This window comes from Spiroplasma endosymbiont of Danaus chrysippus, from assembly GCF_902809815.1.
In the GTDB taxonomy this organism is placed as follows: domain Bacteria; phylum Bacillota_I; class Bacilli_A; order Mycoplasmatales; family VBWQ01; genus Spiroplasma_E.
Genome location: NZ_CADDIL010000003.1, coordinates 189061 through 201093, shown reverse-complemented (window position 1 = coordinate 201093; position 12033 = coordinate 189061). Strand labels below are relative to the sequence as shown.

The 12033-nt window shown below is 23.9% G+C and carries 15 protein-coding genes; 4 read left to right on the top strand and 11 right to left on the bottom strand.

All coding sequences use genetic code 4. The features are described from left to right. Positions 1 to 21 precede the first annotated feature (21 nt). The 9 genes from SPIRDC1_RS04770 to SPIRDC1_RS04735 form a co-directional block, all read right to left on the bottom strand. A complete protein-coding gene (locus SPIRDC1_RS04770; protein WP_174479940.1) occupies positions 22 to 1260 on the bottom strand; it encodes an IS256 family transposase in 1239 nt (412 codons plus the stop codon). 126 nt (positions 1261 to 1386) lie between these two features. Then, positions 1387 to 2217 (bottom strand): hypothetical protein, encoded by an 831-nt coding sequence (locus tag SPIRDC1_RS04765; RefSeq protein ID WP_174480784.1) that lies wholly within the window; start codon positions 2215 to 2217, stop codon positions 1387 to 1389. A 3-nt stretch (positions 2218 to 2220) separates the two neighbouring features. Next, positions 2221 to 2478, bottom strand: a complete 258-nt coding sequence (locus SPIRDC1_RS04760; RefSeq protein WP_174480332.1) for a hypothetical protein — start codon at positions 2476 to 2478, stop codon at positions 2221 to 2223. Positions 2479 to 3082: 604 nt separating this feature from the next. Next, positions 3083 to 3907 (bottom strand): RecT family recombinase, encoded by an 825-nt coding sequence (locus SPIRDC1_RS04755; protein ID WP_174480783.1) that lies wholly within the window; start codon positions 3905 to 3907, stop codon positions 3083 to 3085. Positions 3908 to 4017: 110 nt separating this feature from the next. Next, on the bottom strand, positions 4018 to 4209 hold the full coding sequence (locus SPIRDC1_RS04750; protein ID WP_174480720.1) for a hypothetical protein: 192 nt from the start codon (positions 4207 to 4209) through the stop codon (positions 4018 to 4020). After that, a complete protein-coding gene (locus SPIRDC1_RS04745; RefSeq protein WP_174480719.1) occupies positions 4202 to 4426 on the bottom strand; it encodes a hypothetical protein in 225 nt (74 codons plus the stop codon). The genes SPIRDC1_RS04750 and SPIRDC1_RS04745 overlap by 8 nt, the downstream gene beginning before the upstream one ends. Positions 4427 to 4429: 3 nt before the next feature. Then, positions 4430 to 5071, bottom strand: coding sequence for a PD-(D/E)XK nuclease family protein (locus SPIRDC1_RS04740; protein WP_174480718.1), 642 nt, complete (start codon positions 5069 to 5071; stop codon positions 4430 to 4432). Then, on the bottom strand, positions 5064 to 5186 hold the full coding sequence (locus SPIRDC1_RS10285) for a hypothetical protein (protein ID WP_255495914.1): 123 nt from the start codon (positions 5184 to 5186) through the stop codon (positions 5064 to 5066). The genes SPIRDC1_RS04740 and SPIRDC1_RS10285 overlap by 8 nt, the downstream gene beginning before the upstream one ends. Positions 5187 to 5203: 17 nt before the next feature. Then, positions 5204 to 5413 (bottom strand): hypothetical protein, encoded by a 210-nt coding sequence (locus SPIRDC1_RS04735; protein ID WP_174480717.1) that lies wholly within the window; start codon positions 5411 to 5413, stop codon positions 5204 to 5206. A gap of 458 nt (positions 5414 to 5871) precedes the next feature. Here SPIRDC1_RS04735 and SPIRDC1_RS04730 point away from each other — a divergent pair, with 458 nt between their 5' ends. The 4 genes from SPIRDC1_RS04730 to SPIRDC1_RS04715 all read left to right on the top strand — a co-directional run bounded on the left by SPIRDC1_RS04730 (position 5872) and on the right by SPIRDC1_RS04715 (position 9428). Then, the gene (locus SPIRDC1_RS04730; RefSeq protein WP_174480782.1) at positions 5872 to 6930 is read left to right on the top strand and encodes a hypothetical protein; all 1059 of its coding nucleotides are present in this window, start codon (positions 5872 to 5874) and stop codon (positions 6928 to 6930) included. A gap of 2 nt (positions 6931 to 6932) precedes the next feature. After that, entirely contained in the window at positions 6933 to 8066 is a 1134-nt protein-coding gene (locus SPIRDC1_RS04725; RefSeq protein ID WP_174480781.1) for a phage portal protein, read from the top strand. 84 nt (positions 8067 to 8150) lie between these two features. After that, positions 8151 to 9146: an IS3 family transposase gene (locus SPIRDC1_RS04720; protein ID WP_174479968.1), complete on the top strand. Its 996-nt coding sequence runs from the start codon at positions 8151 to 8153 to the stop codon at positions 9144 to 9146. A gap of 84 nt (positions 9147 to 9230) precedes the next feature. Then, positions 9231 to 9428, top strand: coding sequence for a hypothetical protein (locus SPIRDC1_RS04715; protein WP_174480780.1), 198 nt, complete (start codon positions 9231 to 9233; stop codon positions 9426 to 9428). 70 nt (positions 9429 to 9498) lie between these two features. On the opposite strand, the gene SPIRDC1_RS04710 is transcribed toward SPIRDC1_RS04715, so the two are convergent. Both SPIRDC1_RS04710 and def read right to left on the bottom strand, forming a co-directional pair. Then, positions 9499 to 11211 carry a ribonuclease J gene (locus SPIRDC1_RS04710; protein ID WP_174480779.1) on the bottom strand — a complete coding sequence of 571 codons (1713 nt, stop codon included), beginning with the start codon at positions 11209 to 11211 and terminating at the stop codon, positions 9499 to 9501. Between the two features lie 159 nt (positions 11212 to 11370). After that, positions 11371 to 11976, bottom strand: coding sequence for a peptide deformylase (gene def / locus SPIRDC1_RS04705; protein ID WP_233214982.1), 606 nt, complete (start codon positions 11974 to 11976; stop codon positions 11371 to 11373). Between the last annotated feature and the right edge of the window lie 57 nt (positions 11977 to 12033).

Genomic DNA, 12033 nt, shown 5'->3' with positions numbered 1-12033 from the left:
GTTTCTTTGTTTTACAAAGTACTAGTTCAGATTAATTCTGTCTTCAAATTTTATCATAAAATGAGCAATTGCTGTATTTCAATTTTGAATAGGCAATGTTCATTTTTTTGTGATATTTTCAATTGCTAAGTAAAAAATTTTAAAAACTGCCATATCATTAGGAAAAACTTTTTTATTTCTAATAACTTTTCGTAATTGGCTATTAACAGATTCAATAGCATTTGTAGTATAAATTACCCTTTTAATTTCTGCTGGATAACTAATAAAAACCATTAAATTTTCTCAATTTTTATATCAAGATTTAGCAATTTGTGGATATTGTTTATTTCATTTACTTTCAAATGATTCTAAAGCTTGCATTGCTTGTTCTTCACTACATGCTGTATAAATTGGCTTTAAATCGATAACTAGAGACTTTCGATGTTTGTATGAAACATATTTTAAGCTATTTCTAATTTGATGAACTATGCATAATTGATGTTCAGTTTTAGGATAAACTGATTGTATTGCCTCTGACATGCCTGTTAAATTATCACTACAAGCAATAAGAATATCATTTAAGCCTCGATTTTTCATTTCTGTAAAATTATTTAATCAGAATTTAGCACCTTCATTTTCACTAATTCATAAACCTAAAACATCTTTTTTACCTTCTAAATCAACTCCTAAAGCTATATAAACTGATTTGTTAATAATACGTTTATCCTGACGTACTTTAACTACGATACAATCAAAATAAATGATTGGATAAACACTATCTAATGGACGATTTTGCCATGCTTTGACATCATCAATGACATCATCAGTAATTTGACTAATTACGCTTTCGCTAATATCTGCGCCATCATATAACTCTTGCAACTGCATTCTAATATCTGATAAAGTCATACCTTTTGCATATAGTGAAAGAACTTGTTGATCAAAACCATCAAATCTTCTCTGTCTTTTTGTGATTATTACTGGTTCAAAATTACTATTACGATCTCTTGGTACATCAATTTCAATTTTACCTTGTTGAGTTATTAATTTTTTTGATGTTGTACCATTACGAACATTGTCATTATTACTGCGTTGATTTCTTTCGTGTCCTAAATAATTTTGCATCTCAGAATTCAACATTTTTTCTACCAATCGTTTAGTTAATTCTTTATATAAGCCTCCCTCTTTAAAAACTGTTGTTAAATCCTCAGTATTTTCTAATAATAAATCTACTGCTTTTGATATTGGATCATTGTTATTAAGATTATCTTTTTTAGCCATCTGTAACTCACTCTTTCTATATATATAAATTATATTTACTAGAATTAATTAAACATAGTTATTTTTGTAAGTCACACAGATTACTAAACATTCCCAAAAATGCCTTTAATAGGCATTTTTACTTATTTATAAACTCATGTGATTATAATCTCAATTTAATGAAGCATTATCATAATTTAATGGTACTTCGGTCATATTATCACTACCATAATATTGACTTGATGTTTCACTATTAATTGTGAATCTATTATCATTAATTAATCTTGTAGTTTCATTATTAAATGGTGTTTCTTGCATTTCTTCAATATGATTAGTTGTTTCCATAGGTAATAAATTATGAATAATTTCACTTGCACCAGCAATTATGGTAGGTACTGCATAAGCATTCATAAAATCATTATTTATACCCATTGCTACACCACTACTAATCAAACAACCACCAGTAGCCATATTACATATCTTTCTTATTGCTTCAAATTTATTAGGTATTAACTCAGTAATTCCAGCAACCAAATTGGCAATACCATATGAATTTAAAGATATATATGTATCTCAATCCATTAAATGATTATCAATAGTATCATGATTACTAAATAATAAATCTGGTGGAAATGGGTCAACAGTAGTAGTTGTTATTGGATTTTCTGTTGGATTAGGATTAATATCTGCATTAGTAAATTTACTATAATTAACTAAACCAATTGTTCCTAATCCTAATAATATTTTTTTACTACTATTAATTAATTTAGTTTTTGAACTTGGCATTTGATTTAAATTTCAAATATCAATTCCTAATTTTTTACTAAATAATAAAGCATTAATACTTCCTAAAATAGGATTTCCTATTAATTGACCATAATAAGCACTGGTACCAATCATGGCAGATAATGGTGCTATTCCAGTTCTTATTAATTTTAATAAAGTATAATTTGATTGTGAGTTTTCTGTATTTGGCATTTTCTATTCTCCTTTTATAAATTTAAATTTCATATTTCCAATAGTATCTCTATTATTACCGACAATAATTAAATATCCAGTTTGATTATTTTCTAATATTCATGAATAATAAATATCTTGTGGATATAATTTTGGATATAAATTTAATGCTAATAAATAACATAAAGCATCTTCTTTATTTTTTAATAAACTTACTGTTTTACATATTATTTCTTTAGGACTTTTTTCATTATAAAATCATTCAGTTTTAATGTTTCTCATTATTTCACATCCTTTTATGAACTCATCAGCACCGTTTACTACGGTGGACTATAGAATTATAATGTTATCCAAATTTTAATAATTCTATAGTTTCGTTCTGTATAAAATAAAATTTAGGACTTACATTGACATATTTAAATAAAAATAGGAGTTAAACAGGTTATATGTCAAATGCCTATCATTTTATTTAATCTTTTATTATTGCTATTGCTCCTAAAATAAGAGCAACTAAACAAAATAATAATATGATTGCTACTGGTGTAGTTGCTATCACTATTAATAATATTCCTCATCAAGGCATTATTTACTCTCCTCTTTTCATGTCATTTCAAACTGAATTTTAAATTTTCCAAATAAAATAAATGCTAGTAAATTATAAGGAATAGAGATTAAAGATAATAATAAAAATATTGGTAAAATTAATATTCTTAATAAGATATAAAATAATTTCATTAATCAAATTCACCTTTTTATATAAATTCAAGTACTTTATAATAAGCAGTAAGTTTACCGGCTTCTTTTAAAGAATCACATAAACAAATACTAATTTGTTTTTTTATTCAAATAATTAATTTTTCTTTATTCATATTAAATTTACCTTTCACTAGACCTCAAAATTTTCTATAATTTCTTCTTCTTTTTCTAATTCTTTTAATTTAGATAAAGTAGAATTTATATCAGTATTATCAATATTATTATTTGAATTAATAATTTTTATTTCATCACCAGTATTATCTTTATAAGCAATTGTTTCTTCATCAATTACTACACCTTGGTCTAATTGAAGTGCTAAATTAATATCATCTTGATTATTTAATACTATAATTGGTGTTTTATTAATTTCTCTAATTAATGCTTTAACTAGTGTTTTTAAAGCCATTTGGTCAAAACTAGTATTTCAAGGACTATCTTCACGCTTAGTTTTACTAAATTTTTTTCTTCATTCTTGACATTCTTCAACTGTCATACCTTTATAAAAATTATTAACTTTACCATTTTTATCTAAAAGAGAAATATAACAATAATAACCAATAGTAGTAATAGTTTTTCTTTCAAAAATTAATGCTGGATTAATTTCTCATTTATTATTTTCTTTATTAAATTTATGTGCAGTTGTTATTTTTTCTCTTTGAAAATCAACTACTAATCCAGTTCTTTGTAATAATGTTAATCAACCATCTTCTTGAATTTGAACTTGTAATTCATCACCATAAGGAATTAATGCTAATTCTTTTTTAATAGGATTAATTGAAAGATTTAATTTATATAAATTAAATAAAGCATTAAATAAACTTTGTTGATTCATATTTCTTAAATCTTTACTAGAATTTCTAATCATTTCATAATAATTTCTAAATTTTAATAATTCTTCTTTATTACTTTTAATAAAATTAGGAATTTTTAATTCATTTTTAGTATTATTACTCATTATTTTCTTCTCCTTTTTTATTTAATAATTCTAAAATTTCATCTAATTTTTTATTAATTTTTCCTAAGTGTTTTAATAAAATTAAAGTTTGATTATCCATAATTTTTCTCCTATCATTTTTTAATTGTTTTAAATCTATTATCTAAATGTACTTCAATATTTTTACTAGGATTAACTATTAAATGACTATTCATAACAATTCAATTATTTAAATTACTATCTAATTTTTTAGGTAATTTATCAAATTCAATTGAATTACAAGAATAAATATTTTTTTCTTTAATTGTTTTTTCATTAATCATTTTTATTTCTTCTTAATCATTCTTTAATATTATTTTTTAAAATATTTAATTCTTTAATTTGACCTCTGAACACATCTAATTCTCATAAATTTAATTGACTTAAATTAATTTCTTCAATTTGATATTCTAAAAATTCAATTCTAGCATTAAGATTTTTAACTAATAATTCATTAAAATTACATTTTTTATTTTTACAATATTCCAATTTATATTCCATTTTTTATTTTTCTCCTTTAAAATAATTTGTTTTTGCATTTATTCATTCAAGTATTAATTCATTGGTTATTTCAATTTCTATTTCTTTTTGAGTATTTTTATTAGTTAAATAAACATAAGTTTTATTAGATGGCCATATACCATTAGCAAGTAACATACAATAATAAGCAGTTAATTGTAATTTAATTCTTTTTAATTTATCATCATCTATACAGGCATAAGTTTTATAATCTACTAAATAATATTTATTTTCTTTTTTATCTCAATAAACTAAATCTGGTGTTCCAGCAATTACACTATCATTAATAGGTTTTTCTATAATAAATTCATAATTATTTTTATCTTTAAATTTTTCTTGTAAAAATATAAGTGATTTTTTACAATAAGAATAATTTATATTATTAGTTACTGGTTTTAATTTTTTTAATAAATTATTAATTATATTTTCTTGATTAATATTTTGTAAATATAATTCATTAAGTTTATGAACTCATTTACCACGAACTGAAGCATTTTTTAATACTTCTGGTGCTATATGACTATATCCAAAACCTAAATAATTATCAATAATTCTAGAAACAGATATTAATTCTTTATTTTCTAAAAAATATTGATGAGTTTCTTTTTTAAAAATAAATTTACTCATATTTTTTTCTACCTATTAATATTCAAAAACATTTATTACATAATCTATTACCAAAAGAAGATTGTTTTCTACATTTATCACAAGAACTATTCATTCTATATTCTCTATATTCCATAAATATTTTTCCTTTCATTAATTAAGTTTTTTATTTAATTCCTTATTATTTAAATTTATGTCTAATTCCATTACTAATATTTCATATTTTTCAATATAAGCATCTTTAATTAAATGATGTTTATAATTTCTATGATAATTATTAGCATGCTCTACAGTTGAAAATGCTTTAAATTTTATTTGATTAGTATAATTGACTTCATATTTTAATAAGTAAATATATTTCATATTTATTTTTCTCCTTTTAATTTTTTATTGTGTTATGATATTGTTAATGAGGTATGTATTTATATATAAACCCCCTATTTTTTTAAATAATACAAATGTAATTATTAATATAGATTAATGGGTTCTTTACTGAGCCATAATAAGGCTATTCAAATTAATCTATAATTACATTAAGCGATACAGTGTAACATTTTAACTTGCTTAACATTAAATGCTCTTTTATTCTGATATAGAAGCATTTACATGCAGTACTCACTATTAGACTTCTACGACAGTTTTATGAAGTTTTAATCTTTTAACAAAAAAAGAACGATAGTTATATCGTTCTTTGTTATTCATTTATGAATCTAAGGGTTAAAGTGATGCGCCCTTTGACAACCGCCCAAAGATTTTACTTTAAAATACCCAAATAAACAAGCAGATTTTGTTTTAAAGGTAGTAAATCATTTATTAGAGTTATGGGTGTATATAGTAATTCAAATGATAGAATACCTTTAAAAGGTCTTTCTCGTAGTGAAATAAAAGGTTTTGATTTAGCAATTGAATGATGTGAAGAAGCAAATGAATTTAGTCAAGCAGAATTTCAAGCAATAACATTTGCATTAGGTAATGCTAAAAAAAGAATAAAAATAAAAATTAATAAAATAGTACCTTTTAATTTAGAAAGTATGAAAAAAAATAATGAAGAAATTAAATCAATATTTGATAATAATATTTTTAAATTATTTCATTATTCAAATTGAAAAATAAATTCTCATAATTTGACATTAGATATGATTAATGATTTAGAAGAATTAAAAATATTAGACCCTATTAAAGCACAAAGTTGATATTATGGGGTACCTAGTATTCTTACTGGTGCTATATTTGCAAGATATTTAGATAAAGTTTGTACTAAATTAGATTTTCAAGTTTCTAAAATAACTGGTGGATTAGATATTGGTATGGCAACAAGTTCAAGTGGTCATCCAACTGCTGCTTCATTATGATTTATTGGTGAAAATGATAATAGTAGAAGAGCTCATAAAGAAAGTGAATTTTATCATAGTAATGTTACTATGCAATATAAAGATACTGATACTTTAGCAAATGATATTATTAATTATTATTTAAATGAAAGTAAACGTTATATAGCAATGTTATTTGGTTTTACTTGTTATGTTGATTATGGTAATTGTGGATTAGTATTTATTGATGTTTTAAAAAGTTGAGTTAAAAAACGTAATATAACATGATTAAAATTTATCGCAGTAGATAAATTAACTTTATATTTAAATGATAGAATTGATTTTACAACAATTTGTATGCTTAAAAATATTATTAGTTTTAATTGAGAAAGATGTCCAGAAACTAAAAGACAATATAGTTTAATGCAATGATTAGATAAAAAGAAATTAGATACTAATAATCAACCCAAAATGTTAGATTTACATGATGATACTTGAGATAGTGATATGTATGCTTTAATGCATAAAATGAAATGATTAATTAATAAAAATAAATTTGGAGAGTGATAAAAATGAATAATCCATTAGAATATCTTTCTTGTAATAGAAGAGAATGATATAGTGATATTCCTATGAGAATTGCTCAAAAATCAACTAAATTATGATTAGGTAAAGGTTTTTTATTTAATTCAAGTAAAAAAGAAATATTAGATTATCTTAATGAAATGAATTTAAAAGATAAATGATTAGAAAAATTTTATAAATTTGGTTTACAAAATTCACTTATGGGTAAAGTATTTATTATGATTATTATTAATGAAGATAATAGTAAATCACTTAAAATATTACCTAATAGTTTTTGTGGTAGAGTGGCTAAATATAATGAACAAGAACAAGCAGCAGAATTTTATTTTATTAATGAACAAGCAGATTCAGCAACTTTAACTTGAGTAACAATACAAAATGGAAAAGTAAAATATGAAACATATAAAGATAATAATAAAGATATTATTTTAGGTTGTACACGTACTAAATTAAAACCAAATATTAATCCATTAAAAACTTATGAAATTAAAAATCCATTTAATTATATACCTATTTTTGAAATAACAAATTTACCAATAATAAATTTATATGGTAATGCTACAACTTTAAATGCATATCCAGATTGTACACCAGTATGAGATTTAATTTGAGATTTAAATCGTGTAATTAGACAAAAAAGATTAGAAAGAGAATTAAATGTTACTACTTTATTTGCTGCATTAGATAATGAAACAGTTAAAGAAATGCAAGAAAATGGTAATATTATTGAAAATCCTAAAAAAGATATGTTTGTTAATGTTGGTAGTGCTGGTTATGATAAAAATGGTAATGGAGGTATGCAAATTATTCAAGGTGACCCTAAATTTAATGAATATTGATTAGATTATAATGGTACTGCTAAAGTAATATTTAATGGTGCAGGTTATGATTATGATGAACATGGTAATGATGTTTATACTAATAAAACTCAATCAATGTTTAATAATAAATTTGATATGGAAACAACAGAAATAAAAATAGCATTTTATAGTGCTTATTTTTATCATATATTTGATTTATTACTTATTAGTGAAAATTTATGAAATGGTATTGGAGAAAGACCTTATTCATTTAAATTTATTCCAATTGCTATGACTGGCTACTTGCTACTTGCTACTTAGCCCTTTTTACTAGACCATTAATTTAAAAAAAACTTGAATGTATTCGAAAAACAATTGTGTTATACAATTAACACTAATTTTGACATGAAAGGATTTTTAATAATGGATAAAATTAAACAAATAGCATTAGTAATTAACAAGTTAAATATCAAACAAAAAATTCAAATTATTGATGATAGCAAAAACCAATATTCAATTAGATATCTTTGCCAACATCTTCAACTAAACCGATCAACATATTATTTTGTAAAAAACAAACAAAACCCTATTAAAAAAGAAAAAAATCAAATTAGTAATTGTACACATAAATATCAAGAATTATGCCAACTTTTACTTGAATTTCATTTTACAAGAAAAGGACAAATTTATGGCTATTTACGAATTTTTTCAGCATTTAAAGAATGATTAAAACAATACAAACATATTATTTTAAATCTAGAATTATCAACAAAACAAATGCGAAAAATTATGAAAGATCACAATCTTCAAGGATTAAAACAAACTAAAAATAACTATCCTAAAAACAAAAAAAATCCAAATAAGTGAATACCTACAATGGATAAAGTAAACAAAGATTATAAAAGTACAACCTCTTCAAATCAAATTTGATCAATGGACACTAAACAAATAAATACTAAAGAAGGTTGATTATATCTTTTTGTAATTATTGATTTTTATTCAAATAATATTGTAAGCTATAATACATGTTCAAACAAATCCTATCAAGATTTAATCCTTCCTGCACTTGAAAAAATAAATCAACAATTCTCTTGAAACCAAGTAAAAAACGTTATTTTACACTCAGATAACGCCAACGAATTTTATTGTCAAGACATCACAAATTGAGCTGCTGATAAGCAAATAATTTTAAGCAAAAAACAACCTTATGATATTGGTGGCAATGTAATATCTGAAAACTGATTTTCTCATTTATCTCAAGAATGACTACCTAAAGGTTCAAATCAATATTTTTCTCTCAATGAAGCTATAAATGATGTAAACCAATATATTATGTTTTATAATTACGAAAGAATACATTCTAAATTTCTAAAACCACCAATTTCACAAATAAAAATTTAAAACTGTCTATCCAAAAGTGGTCCAGTATTTAGGGCTAACCACCAATCAGTAAGTAAATTTCAAATTAAGAGTGATTTGACTTCAATGTTAGATAATTCTAAAGATAATGTTAAAACAATCTTTGGAATCCAAAAATTATTAAATAAAGGATCATTAAAATTGTTAGTAACAAAAAATGATAAATCAACAGGTAATTTTATAGCCAATGATAAAATTACAGTTAGATTTAAAATCGGTGAATTTATGATTTTTGTAGGAGAAGAATTAATAGTTAACCCTTAATAATAGCATCATACTCAATGCTAATTATTTTAATAAAATATATCAAAAAAATAAAAAATAGTTTTAAAAACTATTTTTTATTTAATATAACAGGAATAATTAAAGGGTTTCTTCTTTTCTTTTTAAATATATAAGGTGCTAATGTTGATTTGATAGCATTTTTTATTGTAGCAAAAGTAGGTCTTTCGCTTTTTAATACTTCATTAATAGCTTTTGTTAGTAATGATATTGCTTCAGATACTAAAGGTGCTGCATCACGAACATAGAAAGAACCGCGAGAAATAAACGTTGGTGGTGCTAATAATTTATTATTTTGTGAATCAATAGAAACAACAATTGCAATTAAACCATCTTTAGAAAGAATTTGTCTATCACGGATTACTGCAGCGGTTGTTACTCCTGACATATCTTTACCACCATCAACATAAATAGGATCAGCAGCAATGCGTTTATCGCTTAAAGAACATTTACCATTATCCATAATAATTGGATCACCGTTAGCACAAATAAATATATTTTCTTCAGGGATTCCAATTGATACAGCTGTTTCTTTATGAACTTTTAACATTCGATAATCACCATGCATTGGCATAAAGTATGATGGTTTAATTAAATTTAACATTAATTTTTGTTCTTCTTGTGAAGCATGACCAGAAGTATGCAATCAATTTAATGGTGAATTTTCTTCAACAATCGCACTAAGTCGTGTTAGTTTATTAACTACTCTTTCAACGTCAGCACGGTTACCGGGAATTGCTGATGAAGAGAATATTACTGTATCACCGGGTATAATTTTTATTTGACGATGTTCGCGATTAGCAATTCTTGATAATGCTGCCATTGGTTCACCTTGGGAACCCGTACAAATAATAACAATTTGATTATTATCATATTTTTTAGCTTCTTCTGCTTTAATAAATGAACTATCACGAACTTTTAAATGTCCCATTTGACGAATAACATTAACTATTCTTTCTAAACTTCTTCCAACAACAATAACTTTTCTATTATGTTTTGTTGCAACTTCAATAATTTGTTGTAAACGGTGTACATTAGAAGCAAAAGTAGAAATTAAAATTCTGCCCTTTGCTTTAGCAAATATTTCACTAATTCTTTTAACAACAAGCATTTCTGTCATTGTATAACCGGGTACTTCAGCATTCGTTGAATCTGCTAAAAATAATGTTACTCCTTTTTGACCCATTTGTGCCATTTTATCAATATCTGCTTTATGACCTAAAGGTGTTCAATCGAATTTATAATCACCTGTTGTTACAACAGTTCCATTTGAATTTTCTACACAAATTCCATATGCATCAGGAATTGAATGATTAACAGCAAAAAAACTAATAATAAATCTGTTAGTTTTAATTTTACTATTACCATCAACAATATTTATTTTTATTTTTGATTTTATTCCTTTGTCCTTAATTTTATGACGAATTAAAGCTGCTGCTAAGTTAGGAGCATAAATAGCTGGAATATCACTAATTTCTTTTAATAAGTATGGTATACCACCAATATGATCTTCATGACCATGAGTAATAAATATTCCTTTAATTTTATGTTTATTTTCTTTTAGGTAACTATAATCAGGAATTACTGCTTCAATTCCTGGCATAGAAGCATCAGCAAATTTTACTCCAGCATCAATAATAATAATTTCATTATCTTGTTCAATTACATAAGTATTTTTTCCAACTTCTTCTAGCCCACCAAGCGCAAAGATTTTCGTGACGAACTTTTTAACTGGTATAGTATTTTTTGTGGGTGTATCACTCATATTTTTTCTCCTTCATTCATTTTAAAATTATAAGGAAATAACATAAAACATAACATAAAAAATGTAATGAATTTAATCATGTTTTTACTTATTACTTATTTGGTATATTATATTTAACTATAATAAAACAATTTAAAAACTTAAGTTTATCATTCTACTTTATATCATAATCCATTTATCATCATTAAGTCAAGGATTATCCTTATTAATGTGATGATAAAAGAGTTTTCCTTCTAAATGGTCTTGCTCATGTTGAAAAACAATTGCTTCATAACTTCTAACAGTTAAAGTTACTTTTTTCTTTTTGAAATAATCATAACCTGTAATGTTGATTTTATAACTACGTGGAACTAAACCTTCATGAGGGTGATTAGTTACACTTAAACAACCTTCACCTTTTTTTAAATAAGCTATTTGTTCGCTTTTACCAATGATTTTTGGATTTATTAATGCATGTTCATAGTAAATAATCTTTTCATTTTTATCAGGAATTGGTAATAAAATATAATACATTTTTATATTTTCTCCAATTTGTGGTGCAGCAATACCAATAGCTTCGGTTAAAATGTTGTTAGCATTAAATTCTTTATCTTGTGATGCTTTTACTCAATCAATCATACGTTTCATAATATTTTCATCTTTAGGTGTTAAGGGTAAAACAACATCAGCACAAGGTTTTAATAAACTAGGTTTTGTATCTTCAGTAATTCAAGATGCTGATGGTACTTCGTTTTGTAATTTTTTTAACATTGCAGATCCTTTCATCAGTTTGTAATAAATAATAAATTAAACTAATTTGCTTTTATCAAATTTAATGATAAA